General features: G+C 50.3%; 18 protein-coding genes and 4 pseudogenes. 14 read left to right on the plus strand and 8 right to left on the minus strand.

Translation table 11 applies throughout. The features are described from left to right. From A3SI_RS19330 to A3SI_RS09060, 7 genes are all read left to right on the plus strand, one after another. On the plus strand, positions 1 to 229 hold a 229-nt coding region (locus A3SI_RS19330; RefSeq protein ID WP_040670575.1), incomplete at its 5' end, for a hypothetical protein. A gap of 230 nt (positions 230 to 459) precedes the next feature. Beyond that, positions 460 to 1143, plus strand: a complete 684-nt coding sequence (locus A3SI_RS17395; protein WP_050977460.1) for a TonB-dependent receptor — start codon at positions 460 to 462, stop codon at positions 1141 to 1143. Next, a complete protein-coding gene (locus A3SI_RS17400; RefSeq protein ID WP_050977464.1) occupies positions 1140 to 2420 on the plus strand; it encodes a SusC/RagA family TonB-linked outer membrane protein in 1281 nt (426 codons plus the stop codon). Before A3SI_RS17395 ends, A3SI_RS17400 begins: the two co-directional genes overlap by 4 nt. Before the next feature lie 11 nt (positions 2421 to 2431). Beyond that, entirely contained in the window at positions 2432 to 3847 is a 1416-nt protein-coding gene (locus A3SI_RS09045) for a RagB/SusD family nutrient uptake outer membrane protein (RefSeq protein WP_083836476.1), read from the plus strand. A 12-nt stretch (positions 3848 to 3859) separates the two neighbouring features. Then, positions 3860 to 4318, plus strand: coding sequence for a hypothetical protein (locus A3SI_RS09050; protein ID WP_009055280.1), 459 nt, complete (start codon positions 3860 to 3862; stop codon positions 4316 to 4318). A 97-nt stretch (positions 4319 to 4415) separates the two neighbouring features. Further along, the gene (locus A3SI_RS20685; RefSeq protein WP_009055281.1) at positions 4416 to 4643 is read left to right on the plus strand and encodes a hypothetical protein; all 228 of its coding nucleotides are present in this window, start codon (positions 4416 to 4418) and stop codon (positions 4641 to 4643) included. After that, a complete protein-coding gene (locus tag A3SI_RS09060; RefSeq protein WP_009055283.1) occupies positions 4615 to 5319 on the plus strand; it encodes a mechanosensitive ion channel family protein in 705 nt (234 codons plus the stop codon). Before A3SI_RS20685 ends, A3SI_RS09060 begins: the two co-directional genes overlap by 29 nt. A gap of 37 nt (positions 5320 to 5356) precedes the next feature. Here the strand turns inward: A3SI_RS09060 and argJ are convergent. The 5 genes and pseudogenes from argJ to A3SI_RS09090 all read right to left on the minus strand — a co-directional run bounded on the left by argJ (position 5357) and on the right by A3SI_RS09090 (position 11661). Further along, a pseudogene (gene argJ / locus A3SI_RS09065) lies at positions 5357 to 6570 on the minus strand (bifunctional glutamate N-acetyltransferase/amino-acid acetyltransferase ArgJ). A 13-nt stretch (positions 6571 to 6583) separates the two neighbouring features. Continuing rightward, entirely contained in the window at positions 6584 to 7630 is a 1047-nt protein-coding gene (gene argC / locus A3SI_RS09070) for an N-acetyl-gamma-glutamyl-phosphate reductase (RefSeq protein WP_009055291.1), read from the minus strand. Next, a pseudogene (locus tag A3SI_RS09080) lies at positions 7617 to 8836 on the minus strand (aspartate aminotransferase family protein). The gene argC and the pseudogene A3SI_RS09080 overlap by 14 nt, the downstream one beginning before the upstream one ends. A 13-nt stretch (positions 8837 to 8849) precedes the next feature. Beyond that, positions 8850 to 9677: an acetylglutamate kinase gene (gene argB, locus A3SI_RS09085; RefSeq protein WP_009055296.1), complete on the minus strand. Its 828-nt coding sequence runs from the start codon at positions 9675 to 9677 to the stop codon at positions 8850 to 8852. Positions 9678 to 10167: 490 nt separating this feature from the next. Then, complete coding sequence (locus tag A3SI_RS09090) at positions 10168 to 11661, minus strand: M28 family metallopeptidase (protein ID WP_009055298.1); 1494 nt, start codon at positions 11659 to 11661, stop codon at positions 10168 to 10170. Positions 11662 to 11928: 267 nt separating this feature from the next. On the opposite strand from A3SI_RS09090, the pseudogene gcvP reads away from it, so the two are divergent. From gcvP to A3SI_RS18210, 5 genes and pseudogenes are all read left to right on the plus strand, one after another. Continuing rightward, a pseudogene (gene gcvP / locus A3SI_RS09095) lies at positions 11929 to 14750 on the plus strand (aminomethyl-transferring glycine dehydrogenase). A 291-nt stretch (positions 14751 to 15041) separates the two neighbouring features. Next, a complete protein-coding gene (locus A3SI_RS20700; RefSeq protein WP_238531697.1) occupies positions 15042 to 15251 on the plus strand; it encodes a hypothetical protein in 210 nt (69 codons plus the stop codon). 8 nt (positions 15252 to 15259) lie between these two features. Continuing rightward, positions 15260 to 16288 (plus strand): MFS transporter, encoded by a 1029-nt coding sequence (locus tag A3SI_RS09100; protein ID WP_238531698.1) that lies wholly within the window; start codon positions 15260 to 15262, stop codon positions 16286 to 16288. Between the two features lie 118 nt (positions 16289 to 16406). Continuing rightward, positions 16407 to 16760: pseudogene (locus tag A3SI_RS21595) on the plus strand (trehalase family glycosidase); the annotation flags it as partial. A 73-nt stretch (positions 16761 to 16833) separates the two neighbouring features. After that, positions 16834 to 17769, plus strand: coding sequence for an alpha,alpha-trehalase (locus tag A3SI_RS18210; protein ID WP_262491767.1), 936 nt, complete (start codon positions 16834 to 16836; stop codon positions 17767 to 17769). A 68-nt stretch (positions 17770 to 17837) separates the two neighbouring features. On the opposite strand, the gene A3SI_RS09110 is transcribed toward A3SI_RS18210, so the two are convergent. Then, positions 17838 to 18956 carry an App1 family protein gene (locus A3SI_RS09110; RefSeq protein WP_009055304.1) on the minus strand — a complete coding sequence of 373 codons (1119 nt, stop codon included), beginning with the start codon at positions 18954 to 18956 and terminating at the stop codon, positions 17838 to 17840. Positions 18957 to 19032: 76 nt separating this feature from the next. Between A3SI_RS09110 and rlmN the strand changes: the two genes are divergently transcribed. Together rlmN and A3SI_RS09120 are read left to right on the plus strand one after the other, a co-directional pair. Further along, complete coding sequence (rlmN, locus tag A3SI_RS09115) at positions 19033 to 20103, plus strand: 23S rRNA (adenine(2503)-C(2))-methyltransferase RlmN (protein WP_040670576.1); 1071 nt, start codon at positions 19033 to 19035, stop codon at positions 20101 to 20103. Then, a complete protein-coding gene (locus tag A3SI_RS09120; protein ID WP_009055308.1) occupies positions 20100 to 20579 on the plus strand; it encodes a hypothetical protein in 480 nt (159 codons plus the stop codon). Before rlmN ends, A3SI_RS09120 begins: the two co-directional genes overlap by 4 nt. Positions 20580 to 20662: 83 nt before the next feature. Here A3SI_RS09120 and A3SI_RS09125 read toward each other — a convergent pair whose 3' ends face one another. After that, positions 20663 to 21634, minus strand: coding sequence for a rhomboid family protein (locus tag A3SI_RS09125; RefSeq protein WP_009055309.1), 972 nt, complete (start codon positions 21632 to 21634; stop codon positions 20663 to 20665). 18 nt (positions 21635 to 21652) lie between these two features. Then, positions 21653 to 22450: a rhomboid family intramembrane serine protease gene (locus A3SI_RS09130; protein ID WP_009055310.1), complete on the minus strand. Its 798-nt coding sequence runs from the start codon at positions 22448 to 22450 to the stop codon at positions 21653 to 21655. Between the last annotated feature and the right edge of the window lie 10 nt (positions 22451 to 22460).

Genomic DNA, 22460 nt, shown 5'->3' on the forward strand with positions numbered 1-22460 from the left:
GGCCGCTAATGGTGTGGTGATCATCACGACCAAGCGTGGTAAGGCTGGTAAGACGAAGATCAACTTCAACACGTACATCGGATCTGTGGAGCCTATTCGTCAGTTAGATATGATGAATTCTCAGGAGTTTATCAATTATAGATACAAGCGAATAGAAATTTTTATTCACGATTTGCTGCCACAAACCCTGCGAATACGCTTGAGGGGCTTGCTCGTAGAAATGCCTTAGCTGGGATAACTTCTGCAAGTTGGGCACCGCTGGGTCTCAGCAACCCTGCACTAGGTGAGCTTCCTATCGAAGATTTCAACGAATTTGTAGATGGTATTCCTACTTACGATTGGTTAGGAGAAATTTTATCTCAGTCAGGTCGTATTCGTAACTATGAGTTATCTGCTTCGGGTGGAGACGAGAAGACACGTTTCTTTATTTCCGCTGCCTATAACAAGCAGGAAGGTCAAGTGCGTCAGTTTGATTTCGAACGTGCCAATATTCGTTTCAATATCGATCACAAGTTTAACGACAAGTTAACTTTCTCCACGCAGACCAATTTGAGTACGACTGCTCAGAATGCCACTGTAACAGGGGGTACCCAGTTTGAGAATCCGATGTTTGCTGGTTTAGGTATTTTACCTTTTGCGCCGATTTTCCGTGAGGATGGGGAGTTCAACGAGCCACTTCCAGGCATTTTACAAGAAAATCCCTTGAAGTCCTTAAGCATGAACGAGCGTTTTAACAGAACGAATCAGCTAAATGGTAACTTCAATATTACCTACAAAATCCGTCGTAACTTGACCTTTACTTCTTTCTATGGACTAGATTACAGAGCGATCGAAGAGACACGTTATACAGATCCTAGAGCCTTTGGTGGTCGAAACACACAAGGATCAGCTTTTGCTCAGTATCAAAACAATATTAACTGGATCACGACGCAGAAGTTAAATTACAACCTAAAGATTGATGATAATCATAGAGTAGATGTGTTACTCGGTGTGGAATACAGAGAGGAGTCTCGTGAAGGTTTTTCCGCAAGTGCGCAGGCTTCCCAACGCCTTCTTTCCGTACGATTCAGTCAGCTGCGGAGCCAACAGGTGCAGGTGGTTTCTTTACGATTTGGAAAAACGCTGGTGCGTTTACGAATGTGAAGTATAACTTCCAGAATAAGTTGACAGTAAATGGTACGCTACGTTATGATGGATCTTCTCGTTTCGGTGTAGATAACCGTTGGGGTTTATTCCCATCTATCGGAGCAGCTTATGTCTTGAGTGAAGAGGGCTTCTTGAAAGATTCTCGTTTCTTAGAAGATCTTAAATTACGTGCAAGTATCGGTACTGCCGGTAACAACAGAATCGATAACTTTGCTTCTCGCGCACTTATTTCTTCTGCTGGCGCTTCCAACTACCTAAATATCCCTGGTTTAACGGTAAGTGGCTTGGGGAATAACTTCCTTTCTTGGGAGACGCAGACCACGATTAACTTTGGTTTAGATTACGCCGTTTTACAAGGCCGAATCACAGGTAGTGTGGACGTGTATAGAAGACGATCTACAGATATGCTTTTAAGTCGAAACTTACCGAATACTTCAGGTTATGGTTCTATTCGCGAGAATGTTGGCGCATTAGACAACAGAGGAATTGAAATTGCCATTGATGGGGCTGTTATTAATACAGGAACGTTCCGTTGGAATACCAACTTCAATATCGCTTTCCAAGACCAAGAGCTGTTAAACCTCTTTGAAGGACAGACGAACAACGGCGCTTCGCAGCAGGTGGGTCATCCTCTTAACCTGTGGGTAGGTGCTCGCTGGGCGGGTGTAAACCCAGCCACGGGTCGTCCGATGTATTATGACAGAAATGGTGAGATCACTTATCAGCCAACTTCAGGTTCCACCCTTGGGGATGAAATGGACGACCGAGTTATTCTTGGAAACTCTAACTCTGATTTCTTTGGGGGCTGGTTGAATACTTTTACGTACAAGAACTGGACCTTTGATTTCATGTTCCAGTATGATTATGGAAAAAGAGGGACAGACGGTACGGGATCATTCTCTTATAATCCGTATGAGATGCGTTTGAACCTGTATAACAGACTAAATGATATCACATGGAGTAATCCTGGAGATATCGTCTCTATGCCACGACCAAATACACAGGCAGAGCTAGGTGCTATCGGTGTGGGAATTGGAAGAACGCTCCAAGATTTATCTTACATCCGCTTAAAGCAGGTGTCATTGGCCTACATGGTTCCACAGCAGTACTTGCAGAGAATAGGTGTTAGCACGATGAAGTTTTATGCGCAAGGTATCAACCTTTGGACTTTAGATCGCTTCACGGGACTTGATGTAGAATTTACGGGTGGTACATCCACAGGTATTTTCCCTCCTGCTAAAAACTATACCATCGGTGTTCAATTTGGATTTTAAACGTAAACACAATGAAACGAATATATAAATCAATTCTAGCGGCTTCCGTACTAGCGTCTTCGGTTGCATGTTCTGATCTACTAGATACAGAGCCGAGACAATCTATTTCGGTAGATGTCGCATTATCTTCGCCTGATGTTTTGGAACCCTTACTTATTGACGTTTATGGAAGTTATAGAGGATCGGGTAGAATGGGTTCGAACCTTCTGGTACTGCCAGAGGTAATGGCCGATAATTTTACTAGAAATCAAAATAGAGGAACATTCGCTGCACAGTACGAAAATCGCTTCCGTGCACACATGGGTGTATGGGCGAATTATAGTTCTATGCTCCACCTAAACATTGTTATCGAAGGTAGAGAGGCACTTCCAGATCAAATCGTAGGTGAGGCTTTTGCGTTTAGAGCATTGCATTATCTACACTTGAATGCGATCTATGCTTATTTTCCTACAGCCATCGTGGAAGGTAGAGATTTCGGAGGCGTTCCTTTGGTAAGAGAGGCAATTCTTTCCATTGAGGATGTTACCTTCCCCCCTCGTGCTCCTATTAATGATGTTTACGATGCCATCTTCGAAGACGTAGATGCTGCAGTAGCCTTGATGAATAATAGCGGGACGCGTGCTAGAATTACACAAGCTGGTGCGCAGGCCATCGGTGCACGTGCAGCCTTGTATGCGGGTAGATGGGAAAAGGCCATTGAATATGCTGAAGCAGTTATCGCTTCTGGAGTTGGTCAACTTTCTTCTCGTGCTTCGTATGTCGATGATTGGTATGAGCCTGTTCATCGGGAGGCGATCTGGTATTTTGAATTCCAGACGCAGGAAAATCAAGGTCCTAATACTTCACCGATGTCCATTTATGTAAGTTCCGCGACTCGAAATGTGCCTGATTATATCGGGAACGGAGATTTTACTCCCGCTCAGCAGGTAATCGATTTACTGGAAGAGACAGACGTAAGAGCTGGATTGTTTATTCCGGTTGATCTTCCGCAGCGTCCGAATCCAATCGGTACCGTTGAACTTCATAAATACAATGGAAATACAGGAGATCCGAATCGCGATAACATTACTGTATTCCGTATTTCTGAGATGTATTTAATATTAGCTGAGGCTTATGCTCAATTAGGAAATACTGCTATGGCGCATCAAAACTTAAACATTTTGAAAAAGCGTAGTATCGGGCCTGATTATGAGGCAACAGCCACTGGTCAAGAGTTGATCATGGAAATTTTAACCGAAAGACGTCTTGAGCTTATCGGTGAAGGCCATCGTTTCTTTGACCTGAAACGTTACGGAATGGATATCGACAAAACAGCTGTCGATCTTACTGGTGAAGTTATACCGTTCACAGACGAAAGAATTTTGGCTCCTCTTCCAACAGGGGATCTCGAAATCAACCCTAACCTTGTTCAAAACTTCGGCTATTAATTCCATACCATTATGAAAGCAAAAATTTTAAGTTTCTTATTCCTGCTTAGCCTTGGTTTCTTTTCCGGATGTATCGAGGATGTAGAGCAGACACGTGTGTTCAGAGATCAAGCGCAAATAGAGTTTGATGCTATCGCTACTAACCCCAATCTGATTCGTAATACTAATCAAGGAGTTGGTTTACGGTCTGAGCAGGTAAATTTAATCGCCCCCCACTTTACAGTAGATCAAACGCTTACTTTCCGCGTTTTTGCGGATGAAACTACTGCTACTGAGGGTGTTCACTATCGCTTAGTAAATAACGGTACGTTCGTTATTCCTGCTGGTGAAAGCTTCGGAACGGCACAAGTGGAGTTATTGCCTGTGTCGGGGATGACGGCTCCTGTTAGCCTTACTATTGAGTTAGTTGGGAACGAGGCTGTACGTGCAGCAGCCAACTACAGACTGTTAACTTTTAACATTCGTCCCTAATTCAAGTACATTAGTTTAACTTTCTTCATACTGATTAAAAAAGACTCCGGTTCGTTACTGGAGTTTTTTTTTGGCTAAAGGTTTTTTATCTTGCTGCATGATCGATCAGTTAGAGGAATGGCTGCCGAAGGCCCTTCGGTATGATATTTACAGTACCGTAGCGATCCTTCTCGCTGTATGGCTGCTTAAAAAAGTGGCCTACACCCTTTTAGAGCGTAACGTGAAGGATGTGGAAATGCGGAAGGTCTTTCACTATAAAAAAAACGATCCAGTATACCTTCGCGATTGTCGCGCTCTTGCTGATAGGAAATATTTGGATAACTAACTTCCAATCCATAACGACCTTTCTCGGCTTACTTTCCGCGGGCATTGCCATTGCCTTAAAAGATATATTTGTTAATCTCGCAGGTTGGTTATTTATCTACTGGAAAAAACCTTTTGATGTCGGTGATCGCATCCAAATCGGCAGCATCAAAGGGGATGTCGTCGACCTTCGCTTGTTTCAGTTTAGCCTACTAGAGGTAGGGAATTGGGTCGATGCAGATCAGGCCACAGGCCGCATCGTGCATGTTCCGAATGCCAAGGTGTTTATGGAGGCACAAGCGAATTATTCTCAAGGTTTTAACTACATCTGGCATGAGCAGAGTGTCATGCTTAGCCTCGATAGTGATTTCAAAAAAGCAAAGGAGTTACTTCTCGCTATCCTTCAGGCAAAGTGCCAAAGTGAGTATAAAAACATAGAAGCGGCGCTTTTGCGGGCACATAAGGATCAACTCATTAGCTTTGGACATTTCACGCCGATCGTCTATTTAAGTATCCAAGAGCGGGGTATTCGCTTAACGATGCGCTACCTCTGTGATCCGCGAAAACGAAGGGGTTTCGAAGATAGTGTCTCCGAACAAGTGCTCCAAACTCTTCGTGCCCAGCCAGATATCCGCATCGTGTACCCGATAAGCACCGTACAGCTAGAACAAAAAATGCCTCCATCCACAAACGGATAAGAGGCATAGAAGGAGCGCTTTGCCGATAAGGCTATTTTTAGGTCGTATAAACAGAATTAAACATGACGTAATCGGTTGTCAAGTCCGTTCCCCAGCCCACTGCTTCTTCCTTACCGGTATTAAGCTCTAGAGAAACGATGATATTCGATTCACGTAAGAGTTTTTTCACATAATTTTTATCGAAGGCGACTGGCTGGCCTTTTTCTAATACTTGTACCATGTGTTCTTTATCGCCAATGGCTAAATTCACCTTTTTGTAATTAAAGTGAATTCCTGCATTTCCACAGGCGGCGATGATGCGTCCCCAGTTGGGATCTCTTCCGAACATCGCAGTCTTCACTAGGGTGGAGTCAGAGATACTACGAATTAGCTTGCGCGCATTCTCTTCAGAGCGTGCCTTGCTGACGCGGTACTCCACGAATTTCGAGGCTCCTTCACCATCTGAGACGATCAGCTTGGCGAGATTGGTGAGCATCTGAAGGAGTTGCTCACGGAACAGCAGATAGCGTGGGTCTTCCAAGCTGGTGATGGGCTCGTTTTCTGCTTGTCCATTGGCCAGAACGGCCACCATATCATTCGTGGAGGTATCGCCATCTACTGTGATCATGTTAAAGGTGCGGTCCACACAGTAGCGAACGGCTTCCTGTAACACGGCTCCCTCGATCGCGGCATCTGTGGCCACAAAGGCTAGCATCGTCGCCATATTCGGGTGGATCATGCCAGAGCCTTTGGCTACGCCCCCCATGGTGACCGTTTTATCGTCCAGTGTAAACTCGCTGTAGTCTTCCTTCGCGAAAGTGTCTGTGGTCAGGATGGCGTTCGCCACAAAAGAGCCCGCCTTCGTGTCTTTACTCAGTTTATGCACATTCTCCCGAATGCCATTTACCACGTCGTCGGTAGGAAAAGGTTCTCCGATAAGCCCTGTAGAAGCGACGATGACCTCCTCTTTCGGTACTTTTAATAGCTCTGCGGTCACGTTTACCATAGCTTCGGCACCTAAGCGGCCTGTTCTCCTGTACAGGCATTCGCATTTCCTGCGTTACAGACGATGACACGCGCGCGCTGCCCCTTTTTCACGTGGGCTTCACTGATTTCTACAGGTTCCGCGCGGACTTTATTCTGGGTAAAAACGGCTCCGACACTCGCCGGAAATTCGGAATAAATGATGGCAAGGTCCCGACGCATGGATTTTACTCCGGTGTGGGCTCCCCAGCATTTAAATCCTTTTATGTGGGCTATATTTTTAATCATGTCTTTAAGTTTTTTAGGGTTTTAAGGGGAGCTGCTCCAGCCCGCGTGTTTCGGGTAGCCCGAACATCAAGTTCATCGAATGGAGGGCCTGACTGGCGGCACCTTTTAATAAGTTGTCGATGGCGCAGGTCATGATGACGCGTCCCGTTCTTTGGTCGAAGAAGGGGTGTACTGCTGCAAAATGGCTCCCCCTAACAGTCTTGATTCCAGGGCTTTCAGGTACCACATGGACGAAAGGCTTGTCGGCATAAAAGCTGGCTACGGTCTCCTGCAAGCGCGCAGCGTCCAGTCCTGCTTTGGCTTTGGCGTAAGCCGTCACCAAAATCCCCCTGTCGAGGGGTAGCAAATGCGGGGTGAACTGTACCTGAAGCGGCTGCTTCCCTCGCTGTCTGCTGAGTTGCTCTTCGATTTCGATCGTATGGCGGTGAACGCCTAATCCGTAGGCTTTAAAGTTTTCATTTACCTCTGAGAAATGTGTGCCGGCACTGGCCTTGACGCCCGCTCCTGTGAGACCTGATTTGGCATCGATGATGATGGAGTCTGGCTCGATGAGGTCCTTTTGCACCAGCGGTGCCAGGCTCAAAAGGGAGGCCGTGGGGTAGCAGCCGGGGTTGGCAACGAGGTCAGCCTGCTGGATTTCCGAGGCATAGAGTTCGGGCAACCCATAAACTGCTTGGCCGAAGCCGGCAGGGTAGCGGTGTGTTTCGCCGTACCATTCCGCGTACACTTCGGGGCTAGAGAGACGAAAATCTCCACTGAAATCGATGATTTTCACGCCCAGTTCATGCCAGCGTGCGACGTAATCCATGCTCACACGGTGGGGGAGGGCTAAAAAGAGCACCTCTGCCCCTAGATCTGGTACCTGTTCGGCCGAGATAAGGGGAAGGTCGATGCTGCCCAGAAACTGGGGGTGGAGGGTGGAAAAGGGCTTGCCGGTATGGCTTTCGGAAGTGATGCCGATCAGCTCCACGTCAGGGTGCTGGTGCAGCAGGCGTGCCATCTCGGAGCCCGTAAATCCGGAAGCCCCGACGATAGCCGCCTTGATTTTATTTGGAGTCATGCTGTAAAGCTTGTTGAGAAGAAATGTGAAGGGTTTGGAGGACTTTGCGCAGGCGCAAGCTAAAGCGGAAAATCTCCTCCTCGGAAATGGTTAAGGGGGGCACCAGGCGCAGCACATTCCCGGCCGTGGCATTTGCCACCACCCGTTCTTCGAGCAGGGCACGCATGATGGGGAGCGTTTCGCGATTGAAGACGATGCCTAGCATAAGGCCCTTGCCGCGGATTTCTTCGATTTCAGGGAAGTCTGCTTGGATATTTTTTATTTCCTCGCGTAAAAGTTGCCCATCGCGCGGGTGTGTGCGAGCAGTTTTTCCTCTTGAATGACCTGTAGGGTGGCCAGTGCAGTGGCAGTGGCGAGTGGATTTCCTCCGAACGTGGTGCCGTGGTCGCCAAACTGCACAGCGGCGGCTACTTTTTCATTTGTCAAAAAAGCGCCGATGGGGATGCCACCTCCGAGTCCTTTCGCCAGGGTCATCATATCGGGCTGCACCTCGTAGTAGTCTTTTGCGAACCAGTGGCCCGTACGCCCGATGCCGCATTGGATTTCATCAAAGATGAGTACGATGTCCTGCTCGTCGCAGAGCTTGCGGAGTTTTTTTAGGAAGTGTGGGCACACGGGACGTACGCCCCCTTCCCCTTGGATGGGTTCTACTAAGATGGCGGCAGTTTCCTGTGAAACAGCGGCGGCCACTGCTTCAAAATCGCTGAAGGGCACCTGCCGGAAACCTCCGGGAATGGGCGCAAAGCCTTCTTGGTATTTTTTCTGCCCGCTGGCGATAGTGGCTAAAGTCCTGCCGTGAAAGGCTCCTTCGAAAGAGATGATTTCTCCTCCGCGGCCATTGGCATGCGCGTAGCGACGGGCGATTTTTACTGCCCCTTCCACGGATTCGGCTCCGCTGTTCGTGAAAAAGACCCGCTCCAGGCCGGAGAGGTGTGTCAGCAACTTGCTGAGTGCCACCTGCGGCGGCGAGACGAAAAAGTTGCTGATATGCATAAGCTCGGCTGCCTGCTCCTGCAAGGCTTTCACCACTTTCGGGTGGCAGTGCCCGACATTCGTCACAGCGATACCTGCTAACATGTCTAGGTATTCCCGACCTTCCGCATCCCAAAGCCGCGCTCCTCGCCCTTTCACGAAGGTGATGGGGATCCGATTAAAGGTGCGCAGGTGATGCTGCTGGTCGATGTGGTGATAGTCTATGTTTTTCATCGTAAATGCGTTTTTAGGGGTGTAAATGAGTGCCGACAACACGCTTTTCTATAAAGTATTGACGAAATTGCTCGGGTTTCGTTCCGTTTAGGAGGAGTGCGCCGCCTAAACCTTGCGCGATAGCGCGGGCACAGGCCTGCATTTTCGGGATCATCCCGCCGCTGATCACTTTTCCATAAAGCCCTTCCAGTTCGGCTAGGGGGAGGTCGTGAATCAGGCTCTCAGGATTCGGATACTCCCGGTATAGGCCATCCACATCGCTGAGGATCAGGAAAATTTCGGCCTTCAGTGCGGCTGCCAGTGCGGCTGCGAAATCATCTCCGTTTACATTATACGCCCCCTCTTTATCTGCTGCACCCGCGATGCAGGCGACGATGGGGGTAAAACCATTTTCCAGAAGATGCTCTAGGAGCGCGGGGTTCGTAGCGGTGATTTCGCCTACCTCTCCCAGGTCGAGGGGGGCATTCGTGAGCTCTCCCTCGCCTGGCGGCAAAAGCTTTCGCTTGGCCTGCACCATTCCCGCATCGAGGCCGGAAAGTCCCACCGCCTGCATCCCTGCCGCACGAAAGGCGACTACCAGGTCAGCGTTTACCTGACCGATGAGTGTACGCGTGATGACCTGCAGGGCTTCTTGGCTGGTGTAACGCTGCCCCTGAACGAAGTGCGAGGGGATGTTCGCCTGCTGAAGGGCTGCCTGAATAAAGGGCCCCCCGCCGTGTGCGATGATCGGCGCATAGCCAGCTGCACGCAGTCCTGCAACTTCCCGTGCGATAGCTGTTTGTAAGCTGGGCGTCGTCATCGCGTTCCCACCATACTTGATGAGAACTTTTTTCAATTTCATGACAAATAAAGTTTTTTTGGAGAAAATGAGCTATGGCTCTTGTTTTTAGTCAAAATCAATAAGCAAGATCTATTCCAAATCAGAATATTCGGTGGTTTTGTCAAGTTTTGGCAGCTTAAAAATTAAAAATATTTTATTTCATACTGAAAAAAGTATATTTAGCGTCGATTAGTGTTTGCTTAGGCCTGTAAGTAGCAGTCTGTCAGGATTTCGCATTTCTACACCTTGTTTCAGTTGGAGTAGGAGGTGCATGAGTATCTAAGGTGCTTAATGAAGCCGGAAGCGTCTTTCTGCTGGGGGCTGCAGAGGCTAGAACCACCCAGGGCGCAGTTTCTGCTGGGGCTGTTGGGTTGGGCGCATAATCCGCTGTAGATTTCCTTATGCATACCATCAAAAAAGCCCGTCAGCTGTAAGCGACGGGCTTTGCTAGTGCAGGAAGTAGGTGTGTCAGCAGGGTCAACTAATGGATTGCCTGCTGCTACTTTTCGTATTAACGTTCACCACGTGTATTTACGCGATTTACAGGATTTCTCTCTGCGCGGTTTGCTAAGTCCCAGGCCGTGTAAAAAATCATCTGCGCACGCGTGGTCATAAGCGGGAATTCAATCTTGTCCACGGTATCCGCAGGGGTGTGGTAGTCCGGGTGTACGCCGTTAAAGAAAAACACCGAAGGGATGTTGTACTTTGCTAAGTTATAATGATCGGAGCGGAAGTAGAAACGGTTCGGATCGTCTGGTGCATCGTAGCGATAATCCAAGTTTAAGCCCGTGTAGGTGATGTTATTGTAATCGATAATCATTTTTAAATGCGTCGAAAGCACTTCAGATCCGATTACATAGAGGTAGTTTTGGTCTTCCTCCTTTTCGTAGTTCGTGTCGATACGGCCGATCATATCGATGTTTAAGTTGTTCACGGTGTTTTCCAAAGGGAAGATCGGATTTTCGGCATAGTACTGTGATCCGAGTAGGCCGATTTCTTCCGCTGTCCACAGTGCGAACAGTACGCTGCGTCGTGGCTTGATGCCATCTTTAGCGGCGAGCGCAAAGGCCTCCGCCATTTCCATTACGGCTACTGTGCCGGAGCCATTGTCATCAGCGCCATAGTTGATGCTTCCATCGGCATTAAAGCCCGTATGGTCGTAATGAGCGGAGATGATAAGTACTTCTTCTGGTTTTTCAGCGCCTTCGATAAAGCCGAGCACATTTTCCGTGGGGAAGTATTCTACATTTTTCGTCACTTTAAAGCTCGCCTTCAGCGGTTTGATACCAGCGGGATTAGTGGCGGCTGCTTTAAGTCCTGCCTCGTCTAGGCCGAATAGGCTGGCCATTTGGCCGGTGCTGGTCAAGAAAATCGGCTCATTGACTCCTTTTTTCTCAAAGCCCATGCGTCCTCTTTGGCTCATGGAAGCATAGCGGCTGGCCAGGCGGTCGAAGTTTTCTTGTCCTTCCATGGTTACGATGAGCACACCCTTTGCGCCAGCGTCCATAACCGATCTCACCACATTCTGTGCGCGTCCGCCGATGGCATATACGGCTGCGATGCGTCCTTTTACGTCCACTTGGCTAAGGTTCGCTTCGGTGGCCTCACCTAAGAAGACGATGTCTGCTTTCTCCGAGCTGGTTTTTTCTACGTCCCCGATGAAGATGAAGTCCTTATTATAGGCCATGTTCGTGCGGCCGATTTTCAAGTCCACTTTCGGATAGTTTACGCGGGCGAGGTCAAATTCCTGGTAGTAGGAGCCATTTACAGGACCCTCTATGCCTAAATCGCTAAAAAAGTCGCGGATATAGGCGGCAGCCAGCTTTTGTCCTTTTTCTCCTGTGTTTCGGCCTTCAAATTCCTCTCCGGCGATGATGGTGAGGTGGCGACGGAGGTCGTCCTCCGTAATGGTGTTCCCGTATTTCAGGGTGGTGGCATCCTGGGCGCTGACCATCCAGCTTAAGCCGATGCTCAGCATTCCAGCAAGGAAAAACCTAACTTTCATAACGTGTTTTTTGATGTCTTAGCGGGTAAAACTATGCAAAGTTTCGATAAGATTAAAACCGTTTATCAAGTTCCTATTTCCTTCATGGGAATTCTTAACAAATCCAGTGCGTTATCGCTTTATAATGCATACATTTGTGCACCTGATAAAGGTGTTCAGAATAACCCATTTATATAGATCTGTACCGAATTTATGAACATTAATCTGCATCCATCTGTAACGTTTGAGCAGCGTCATAATGGACCCACCGAGCAGGAGGTAACCGTGATGTTGGAAAAGTTAGGAGTGGCGTCTCTCGAGCAACTTATCGATGAGACGATCCCGGCTTCTATCCGTAATGAAGGCCCTATGCGGCTGCCGGCGCCCCTCTCTGAGGCGGACTTCCTAAAGCAGTTCAAGGCATTAGCGTCTAAAAATAAAGTCTTCAACTCCTTTATCGGCATGGGCTATTACGACACGCTGGTGCCAGGGGTGATTTTGCGCAATATTTTAGAGAATCCGGGATGGTATACGGCGTACACACCGTACCAGGCGGAAATCGCGCAGGGAAGATTAGAGGCACTTATCAACTATCAGACGGTAGTGATGGAGCTGACCGGAATGGAGATCGCGAATGCTTCCCTTCTCGATGAGGGAACCGCAGCGGCGGAGGCCATGACGATGCTACATGCTGCACGTCCGAGACAAAAAAAGCAGGCGAATAAATTTTTCGTGGATGCGGCGACATTTCCGCAGACGCGCGATGTGCTGCTCACCCGTGCGGTTCCGGTAGGGATCGAGCTGGTGGTGGCCCCTTTAGCGGAATTAGATCTTACGGATCCAGATTACTTCGGTATTTTCGTGCAGTACCCGAATGCTGCGGGTGAAGTAATCGATTATGCTGCGCTTTTTGCGTCAGCGAAGGAGCAGGGCGTCCTCGTGGCCTGTGCTACGGACCTGTTAAGCTTAACGCTGCTCACCCCTCCAGGTGAAATGGGAGCGGAAGTTGTAGTAGGAACCTCTCAGCGTCTCGGCGTGCCGATGGGCTTTGGTGGTCCTCATGCAGCGTTTTTCGCTACGAAGGAGGCCTATAAGCGTCAGGTGCCGGGTCGTATCATCGGGGTGTCTATCGACAAAGATGGCAATAAGGCCTACCGTATGGCGCTGCAGACACGTGAGCAGCATATTAAAAGAGAAAAAGCGACTTCTAATATTTGCACCGCGCAGGTGCTGCTGGCGGTTATGTCCAGCATGTATGCGGTGTACCACGGTCCGAAGGGACTGCAGGCGATGGCTGCGCGCATCCATGGCCTGGCGAAGGTGACGGAAGCGGCGCTGGAGCAGCTGGGCTTCGAGCAGCTTAACGAGACGTATTTTGATACGTTACGTATCAATTTGTGCGGCAGTGCTTTAGAGCGTCTCCGTGCTTTGGCCCTGAATGCAGAGCTGAACTTCCGCTATGAGAAAGATGCGGTGCTGCTTTCTTTCGATGAGGCCAAAGGGCTGAACGATGTGCAGCAGGTCGTCGAGGTGTTCGCCAAATTAATGGGCCTGCCTGCCCCAGACCTAACCCCTTTCACGAAAGATTTACAAGTGGTACTTCCAGATGGGTTAAAGCGTACCACGGACTATTTAACGCATCCTGTGTTTAACAGCTACCACAGCGAGCATGAGATGCTGCGTTATATCAAGCGCTTAGAGGCAAAGGATCTTTCGCTGGTGCATAGCATGATTTCATTGGGCTCATGTACCATGAAGTTAAATGCGACCACGGAAATGATTCCCGTCACTTGGCCAGAGTTCGGTCAGCTGCATCCTTATGCGCCACAAGAGCAGACTGGTGGCTATCAGGAGTTGTTCCAAAATCTGCGCAACTGGTTGACGGAGATCACGGGCTTTGCCGACACTTCTTTGCAGCCGAATTCAGGTGCGCAGGGCGAGTATGCAGGGCTTATGGTGATTCGTGCGTATCACCTCAGCAGAGGAGATGCCCATCGGAACATTGCCTTGATTCCGACCTCCGCTCATGGAACTAACCCCGCTTCTGCGGTAATGGCGGGCATGAAGGTGGTGCTGGTAGCTTGTGATGAAAAAGGAAATATCGACGTAGCTGACTTGAAGGCAAAAGCAGCGGCGCATGCTGAGAATTTAGCCGCGCTGATGGTGACCTATCCTTCTACGCATGGTGTTTTCGAGGAGGCGATTCAGGAAATTTGTGCCACGATTCATGCGCATGGCGGTCAGGTGTATATGGACGGTGCGAACATGAATGCGCAAGTGGGACTTACGAGCCCGGGGCGTATTGGGGCGGACGTTTGTCACCTGAACTTACATAAAACTTTCTGTATCCCTCACGGTGGAGGTGGTCCAGGTATGGGGCCTATTTGCGTAGCAGCGCACCTCGCCCCCTTCTTACCAGGAAATCCACTGGTGAAAACAGGAGGAGAGCAGGCGATCACATCGATTTCAGCCGCTCCTTTCGGTAGTGCGAGCATCTTACCGATTTCTTATGCCTACATCGCGATGATGGGAGATGCGGGCTTAACCCGTGCGACCAAGTTGGCGATCTTAAATGCGAATTATATTAAATACCGTCTAGAGGCAGACTTTCCGATTCTATATACGGGAGCCAATGGCCGTGCGGCACATGAGATGATCGTGGACTGTCGTGGCTTTAAAGAGGTGGGCATCGAGGTGGAAGACATCGCGAAGCGTTTAATGGACTACGGTTTCCATGCACCGACAGTTTCTTTCCCGGTGGCGGGCACCTGATGATCGAGCCTACAGAGTCGGAGACACTGGCGGAGTTAGATCGCTTCTGTGATGCTATGCTGGCGATTCGCGAAGAGATTCGTGAGATCGAGCGTGGTGAGGCTGATCGTGAGTTAAATGTCCTCAAGCAGGCGCCGCATACAGCAGGACTGGTGCTGGCGACAGACTGGTCGATGCCCTATTCTCGTGAGAAGGCAGCATTTCCACTTCCGTATGTGGCAGCCAATAAGTTTTGGCCGACAGTACGTCGTATCGACTCGGCTTATGGCGATCGCAACCTGATGTGTAGCTGTATTCCAGTCAGCGAGTATGCGGAGGGAGATTTAGCGGAAGCTTAAGTTTAGTATGTAATACGTGTGCTTGCCGGAGGCGGTACATTATTCTACCCTAGAGGTGTAGCACGGCTGCACCTCTAGTTTTATTTTTGGGGAGCTGGTTTTTTAGTTACAGGAGCTGGATTTTTTAAAAAAAAATGCACGATATTCTTTCTGAGATCGCAATCGGTTTAGATTTTTCATGCGAGGGGATTTTGGCCCTCTAGGGCCTGTTTACCTCCTTTTTCACCAGCTGGTTTCATTTTTAATCCTGCGAAATTTTAGCAAACTTAAGGCTTCATTTCCAAGAAACCCATGAAACCAAGTGTACTCATTCGCGCGGCACTGATCGTGAATTATATGGTCTTCGCTGTGCTGCTAAACTCTGTCGGGGCGGTCATCTTACAGGTGCAGCGCAGTTTCGATGTCTCGAAGGCAGACGCTTCCGTGCTCGAAGGCTTTAAAGACCTTCCCATCGCCATTTTCTCGTTTTTGGTCGCTCTTTTCTGCCGAAGCTGGGGATAAAAAGAGGCATGCTCTTGGCCTTGCTGGCGGTGGGCAGTCTCTGCCTGTTGATTCCGCTGGCGGCAGACTCCTTTTGGTATTTCAAGTTGCTCTTCGCCGTGGTGGGCATTTCCTTTGCCCTGATTAAGGTGAGCGTTTTCGCCACGATCGGTTTGATAACGGCAGACACCAAGGCGCATTCCAGCCTGATGGCGACGATCGAAGGCTTTTTTATGGTGGGGGTTTTGCTGGGCAATGTCTTTTTCTCGCTTTTCGTCAATGATGCTGACCCCAGTTCGCGGGAGTGGCTGCAGGTCTATGGGTACCTCGGCGGGCTGTGCTTTTTGGCCGCAGGCCTGCTTGCCTTCGCTACCCTCGATGAGCAGGAAGCTAAAAAAGAGAACAGCTCTGCGCGGGAGGACTTTCTGGGCATGCTCCGGTTAGCGATCCAGCCGCTCGTACTGGTTTTCGCTGGTTCAGCCTTCCTTTTTGTGCTGATCGAGCAGTCGTTTATGACCTGGACGCCGACCTTTTACACGGAGGTGCTGCGGGTGCCTGCCAGTATGAGTATTCAGGCAGGGGCGGTGCTGGCGGGGGCATTGGCCTTAGGTAGGCTGCTGGCAGGGCTGGTGCTGCGCCGCGTGCATTGGCTGGCGTTTACGCTCTTTTGCACCGTGTGCGTGGGGATCTGCATCGTGCTTACCCTACCGCTCAGTGAGCAGGGACCGGATACCATCGCGGACATTACCTGGCTGCGCGCGCCTTTTGTGGTGTACTTATTTCCTCTGATCGGCCTGTTTCTGTCGCCGATTTACCCTACGATTAACTCTGTGGTGCTCAGTGCCCTGCCCCGCTACATGCAAAGCGCCATGTCTGGGCTTATCGTGGTCTTCAGTGCGCTCGGCGGCACCACCGGCTCCATTATTACAGGCCATATTTTCGAAGCCTATGGCGGGGTGCAAGCCTTTTATTTTGCACTTGTGCCGGTTTTGGCCCTCTGCATGGTCCTGTATCTCCTTCATCGTCAAGTGAAAAAACGTGATCAACATGCCGCATAATTACATTCATTTTCCCACGAGCTTTCCCGGGCTGTTCGAAGAGGTGCAGACCGCTGCTGTTTTTCCAGATTCTAAAACCTTCGTGGACCTGATCCCGAAAGTGGATCCCACCGACATCATGGCTGCCTACACGCAGGAGCGTCAGGGGGTGGACTGGTGTCCAAAATCCTTTGTCTCGCGCTATTTTCAGGAGGAGCAACTGCCAGAAGGGCTGGAAAGTCAGGAGGCTCAGCCTGTGCCTCATGCTTTAGAGGCCAAGCTTCATGCGCACTGGGATTATCTACGGCGGGAGGGAGATGCCGCACGGCCACTCAGTTCCCTGCTGCCCCTGCCGCGTCCGTATGTGGTTCCGGGCGGGCGTTTTGGAGAAATTTACTACTGGGATAGCTATTTTACACTTTTAGGGCTGGCAGAAAGTGGGGAAAAGGAGCTTTTAGCGGATATGGTGCATAATTTCGGGCATCTGATCGACACGGTAGGCTTCATCCCGAATGGGAACCGCAGTTACTTTTTAAGTCGATCGCAGCCGCCTTTTTTTTGCGCTGATGCTGGAGCTGGCGGTGGACAAATTAGGCGACAGCAGCTGGTATGCGCGCTATTATCCGCTGTTAGAGCGGGAGTGGGCCTTTTGGGAGCAGGGGCGACAGGTGGCGCTGGAAGAGGGGCTTTACCTCTTCCGTTATTCGGATGCGCTGCAGACGCCTCGACCTGAATCCTACCGCGAAGATGTGCATTTGGCAAAAGAGGCGGAAGATCCCCTAGCCTTTTACCAGCATTTGAGGGCTGCCTGTGAATCGGGTTGGGACTTTAGTTCTCGCTGGTTGGCGGATCCTATGAAGCTCAGCAGCATTCGAACCGCTGCCTTGCTGCCAGTAGATCTAAATACGCTGCTTTATCAGCATGCCCGTATCGCGGCAGCAGCGGCAGCCGTGCTGGGGGACGGAGTAGGCCAAGAGCGCTGGCAGCAGCGGCAGGAGATTTTGCGCCAAGCCCTACTGCGCTACTGCAGGGATGCGGCGAGTGGCTTGTTTCTGGATTATGATGTGGAGCAGGGCAGGTGTACGGATGTTCCCTCGGCAGCCATGGCCTTTCCGATCTGGGCGGGTTTGGCGGAGGGCAGCAGCGCTGCTGCCAGTTTAGATTTTCTCGAGCAAGTGCTATTAAAGCCCGGCGGGATCGTGTGTACGCAGGTGTATAGCGGGCAGCAGTGGGATGCCCCGAACGGTTGGGCTCCCCTGCAGTGGATCGCTTATCAGGCATTTCAGCGCTCGGGGCGTAGCTCGGTGGCGCGCCTGCTGGCCAGTCGCTGGTGTGCGCTAAATGAGGCGGTGTATCAGCGTACGGGCAAAATGATGGAAAAGTACAATGTTGAGGATCTTAGCCTCGAAGCAGGGGGCGGGGAATACCCGGTGCAGGATGGTTTTGGCTGGACAAATGGCGTTTATTTGGCACTTCGCGCGGCACTGCGGACAGATGCCTGATGCAGAAAACGACCCTACTGGGGGAGTAGCCTACCGCTCGTGAGCAGAGCATGCCTATCTTTTAGCGTTTAGTGTCGGCTTTCGCGGCAGGTTTGGCTGATTTCCGTTAGGGTCTCGGGATCTATCCAGCCTGCGGCTGCGGCATGACGGGCGGCAGCTTCGGTGGTTTCGCTGAGTAGGAAGGGAATCCCTAGTTCTGCGAAGCGTTCGCGGAATCGCTCCATTTCAGGGGTTTTAGCTGCCTTCACATGCCGGATATACACAGCCTTTATGCGTTTAGGGTCCCTTTGCGCCACGCGCCAGTAGATTTCCGCGTCCTTCTGGCCGGAGTCCCCGATAAGCAGGAAGTCCAGCTCCCGGTGCAGGGAGAAAATGTGGTCGATCTGCTGCAGCTTATGCGCTTCATGGCTTCCGGCGATAAATTGTTCGCGGGAAATGCCCAGATCGCGGAGCATCAGCGGCCCTAGCGGCAGGCGATGAGCTTCCAGAAATTCGGTCAAAAAATCGTAGAGGTTCCAGGGGGAGGAGGACACATAGAAGAAGGGGTGCTGCGGTTCATGGGCATGCCCTTGGCTGAGTGCTCGGTAGAAGGGCGCCACCCCGCCGAAGGGCAGGCGTGTGTGTGCATTTCCCAGAAAGGTCGTTTTTAGCATTTCCCAGAGGCGTGTGGCTCCGGTGGGCACGATGGTGTCGTCGATGTCGGAGATGATGCCGAACTGGCTTTTTGTCCCCGGGATGTAGCAGTAGGCGGTGGCACTCACTTCGGGCTGGCTGGGCAGCAGCTTGTCTTCCAGCTGCACGCGCAGGCTGAGTACATGGGAGTAGGCGCTGGGCTCGCGGCGTAGGGGCAGGCGAAAGGCGAAGTAGCCTTCCTCGTCGCAGCGGGTCTGGTAGGTCTGTCCTCCGATGCGGGCACTGACCGTGCCAAAGGGGATTTCCCAGCTCATGAAGCGCTTGTACATCTTGCGGAAATTTCGGAAGCGGCTATCCTCGATGGCGGAGAGGCCGATGCCCCGGTCGCGCAGCACGCGCCCCATAAAGTAGATTTCCTCTTCATTTCCAAAACCTTTATAGGGCATGAGCATGAGGCTGCGGATCAGCCCGAGTTTTAGCCCAAGCTGCAGTTTGGCGTAGGAAAAGCCTCTTTTTAGGGGGTAGAGGAGGCGGAGTATGGCTTTCTTTAGCATGTGAGAAGCGATAGGGAATGAAGGCCCGCTGGGCACAAACAAGGTGGAAACCGCTGATATTTATTATCTTTGTACCATGCAAGTACCCACCAAAACCGATATCCGTCAGCTTTCTTTAGCTGAGCTGGAGGCTTTCTTCATCGCTCAAGGTGATAAAAAATTCCGCGCCAAGCAAGTCTATGACTGGTTATGGAATAAGTCGCTCAAGAATTTCGATGACATGACGAACATTTCCCTCAGCACGCGGGAGATGCTAAAGGCGCATTTTGTGATTAATCATGTGCGTGTGGATGTCATGCAGCATTCGGTGGATGGGACGATCAAGAATGCGGTAAAGCTGCATGATGATAAGATCGTGGAGTCGGTGCTGATCCCTACGGAGAAGCGGATCACGGCTTGTGTATCCTCCCAAGTGGGCTGCAGCTTGGACTGTAATTTTTGTGCTACAGCGCGCTTGAAGCGGATGCGCAACCTGCAGCCGGATGAAATTTACGATCAGGTGGTGGCCATTAAGGAGGAGGCGGAGCAGTTTTTTCAGCGTCCGCTTACGAATATCGTGTTTATGGGTATGGGAGAGCCGCTGCTGAATTATGCGAACGTGCTGGCTGCCATCGAGAAAATCACCTCTCCGGAGGGGCTGGGCATGGCGCCACGCCGGATCACCCTTTCCACGGTGGGCATTCCGAAGATGATTCGCCGCATGGCAGATGAGGAGGTCAAGTTTAATTTGGCTGTCTCGCTACACAGTGCGATTAATGAGACGCGGAGCCGGCTGATGCCGATTAACGATAAAAGTCCGCTGGAGGAGCTGGCTGAGGCACTGGTGTATTGGTATCAAAAGACGCAGCGCCGGGTGACCTATGAGTATGTGATCTGGCAGGGGATAAATGACGATGAGCGGCATGCGCGGGCGCTGGTTAAGTTCTGTCGCCATATTCCCTCGAAGGTGAATATCATTCAGTATAATCCTATCGATGAGGGGGATTTCCGCCAGGCGGCGCAGGAGGCGGTGGACATGTATGTGCGGATATTAGAGGAAAATGGGATCGTGGCGAAGGTGCGTCGCTCGCGGGGACAGGATATCGATGCGGCCTGCGGGCAGCTGGCAAATAAAAATGAGGTGGCCACTTTAGTAGAAAAGAAATGAGAAGAACGATAGGCGTATTGGGGTTATTTTTGCTTTTAAGCTGGAGCGCTTCCGCGCAAGAGGTAGGGGATATACGCCTTCAAGGGGGGGGAGACTACCGCATCGGCTTCCTCCAAAAAGCGGGGACGCATGTGGGTGTGGAGTATTTTTTCGCGGACATGTTTTCGATCGCGCCTACCTTTACGGTTTGGTTTCCGGAGGTGGGAAATTCCACGAATGTAAATGTAGATTTACGGTATTATTTGACCAGGGGGATCTCCCAAGTATATATCATGGGGGGGTATAATAATTACTGGATCAACTTACAGCCTGGCGATGCGGGGCTGCGCCAGACTCGGCCGGGGGCCAATTTCGGGTTGGGGGCCTTTATTCGAGCGACGGAGCAGTTCGGATTTAATACCCAGTTTTCGATCCAAAGTCAAAACCAGCGTGCCCAATATTTGCGGGTAGGTGTGGTTTATCAGTTTTCTCGATAAGTGTAGTGGATGCAGACCTGAAAAAAGCCTTTCTATAGCAGACAGAAAAGCTTTTTTCAGGTATTCCTTTACTCCGTTCCGACTTAATTTTTCTTGCTAAACTCGAAAAGCTTACGTTTTTCGTCTTTGCTAAGGGAGTCGTAGCCTTTTTCGGCAATTTTATCGAGGATAGCATCGATTTCTTCTTGCGTCGTCAGGGCACTTCTGCTGGAAGAACTGCTTTTGCTGCCGAATTTTTTGCTAGGCTCTGACTCCTTTGGACTTCCACCCACGGTGAAGCTGGGGGATTTATCGGGAGACTCTCCTTTTCTGCGGTAGGTGACGCGGATAGCAGGACGGGCCTTGAACAGCTTCTCGAAAAACTGACCTACCGTCTGCACGATGCGGCCCAGATCATTCCCCTTTTTCAGCTGGAGGATGTAGAAGAAACCCATGGCAGCCCCTCCCAGGTGAGCTAGTTCTCCTCCTGCATTGGCACCTGCACTATTCGCGAATGCGATGATGACATAAAAAAGTGCGATGTATTTGATTTTAACAGGACCCAGGATTAAAAGTTGGAATGTCCGATTCGGGTCTAAGGTAGCTGCACCTACGACTACTGCATACACTCCTGCACTTGCGCCCAGCATACGCGAGCTACTCACGGATTCTGAGAACATCGGGGAGATATTATAGATAAGCAGGTACAGCGCTGCACCCGCCAGCCCTCCTAAGACGTAAATATTAGCGAGTTTTCTACTGCCGAGGTATTCGTTAACTATCAGCCCAAACCAGTAGAGGAAGAGCATATTAAAAAGAATGTGGAAGATACCTTCGTGAAGAAACATGTAGGTAAAGAGCGTCCAGGGCTGAAAGAGGAGCTGCCCGAGGTCCGCGGGAAGCATCAGGAAGCCTATTAATTTGCCGTAGGCTGCCCCTGCTCCTCCGATGGCCATGACGACCCGGAAGAAGAGCATCACGAAGAAGACGATTAAATTAATCGCCAGCAGTTTATACAGACTGTTGTTGCTGTATTTAAATGCATTTTTTAAGTTATCCCAAAATCCACCGTACATGTTTTACTTCTTATCTTTTTAATAGCGTATGCCGCTGTTTCTTTTCCAATAGATGATCATCACTGCTCCGATGAGGAGTCCTGCTAAGTGGGCAAAGTGCGCCACATTATCGTAAGGGTTTCTGTTTAATAGGTTATAAACGGTGTACAAACTATAGAACAGCACTAAATATTTCGCGCGCACAGGCATAGGGGGAATGAGCAGGAAGAGCTGCAGGTTAGGGAAGAGCATCGCGAAGGCGATTAATATCCCGAACAGGGCCCCTGAAGCACCCACCATGGGCACGTTTACTTGATTATTTCTGGCCCCCTGCATGTCACGCACGGCCTGTCGTTCAAGGTTTTTACGCTCTTCGCCTGTGGCGCGCTCGTAATCATCGATGAAGTCATATACCGTGCTGCGGTACAGGTGGGGATAGTCGCGGACGAAGGCCACGAGGCGATCGGGATCGGGATCGGCCGTGAAGGCTTCGATCTTCTGATCCATGCGATGCACTTTAAAGGAAGTATACCCGGAATAGAGTAATCCTGACCCGACGCCACATACCATCCACAATGTCAATAACCGTTTTGGCCCCAAAGATTGTTCCAATAAGGGTCCGAAAACGAATAATCCTAGCATATTCGAAAATAAATGCCAGCCGTCAGCGTGCATAAACATGTAGCTGATGTACTGGGTGGGGATAAAGCGGGGGCTTTGGATGTAATAGAGTGCCAAAATAGCCTGCAGTTCAGGCAGTATAAAGCTCACCACGAGGAAGGAACCTATGGTGATCAGTAGGAGCGATTTTACAGTCGGCGTCAGGTTGTTAAACATGCTTCGTTAG

Origin of the sequence: Nitritalea halalkaliphila LW7, from assembly GCF_000265075.1 — a bacterium.
GTDB classification, from domain to species: Bacteria; Bacteroidota; Bacteroidia; order Cytophagales; family Cyclobacteriaceae; genus Nitritalea; species Nitritalea halalkaliphila.

Excerpts from the sequence above, each read along its gene's own strand:
- A3SI_RS18210 (WP_262491767.1), top strand. The coding sequence starts at position 16,834 with ATGCTGGAGCTGGCGGTGGACAAATTAGGCGACAGCAGCTGGTATGCG.
- A3SI_RS20700 (WP_238531697.1), top strand. The coding sequence starts at position 15,042 with ATGAAACCAAGTGTACTCATTCGCGCGGCACTGATCGTGAATTATATG.
- argC (WP_009055291.1), bottom strand. The coding sequence starts at position 7,630 with ATGACTCCAAATAAAATCAAGGCGGCTATCGTCGGGGCTTCCGGATTT.
- A3SI_RS09045 (WP_083836476.1), top strand. The coding sequence starts at position 2,432 with ATGAAACGAATATATAAATCAATTCTAGCGGCTTCCGTACTAGCGTCT.
- A3SI_RS09120 (WP_009055308.1), top strand. The coding sequence starts at position 20,100 with ATGAGAAGAACGATAGGCGTATTGGGGTTATTTTTGCTTTTAAGCTGG.
- A3SI_RS09125 (WP_009055309.1), bottom strand. The coding sequence starts at position 21,634 with ATGTACGGTGGATTTTGGGATAACTTAAAAAATGCATTTAAATACAGC.
- A3SI_RS09110 (WP_009055304.1), bottom strand. The coding sequence starts at position 18,956 with ATGCTAAAGAAAGCCATACTCCGCCTCCTCTACCCCCTAAAAAGAGGC.
- A3SI_RS09130 (WP_009055310.1), bottom strand. The coding sequence starts at position 22,450 with ATGTTTAACAACCTGACGCCGACTGTAAAATCGCTCCTACTGATCACC.
- A3SI_RS09050 (WP_009055280.1), top strand. The coding sequence starts at position 3,860 with ATGAAAGCAAAAATTTTAAGTTTCTTATTCCTGCTTAGCCTTGGTTTC.
- argB (WP_009055296.1), bottom strand. The coding sequence starts at position 9,677 with ATGAAATTGAAAAAAGTTCTCATCAAGTATGGTGGGAACGCGATGACG.
- A3SI_RS20685 (WP_009055281.1), top strand. The coding sequence starts at position 4,416 with ATGATCGATCAGTTAGAGGAATGGCTGCCGAAGGCCCTTCGGTATGAT.
- rlmN (WP_040670576.1), top strand. The coding sequence starts at position 19,033 with ATGCAAGTACCCACCAAAACCGATATCCGTCAGCTTTCTTTAGCTGAG.
- A3SI_RS09090 (WP_009055298.1), bottom strand. The coding sequence starts at position 11,661 with ATGAAAGTTAGGTTTTTCCTTGCTGGAATGCTGAGCATCGGCTTAAGC.
- A3SI_RS09100 (WP_238531698.1), top strand. The coding sequence starts at position 15,260 with ATGCTCTTGGCCTTGCTGGCGGTGGGCAGTCTCTGCCTGTTGATTCCG.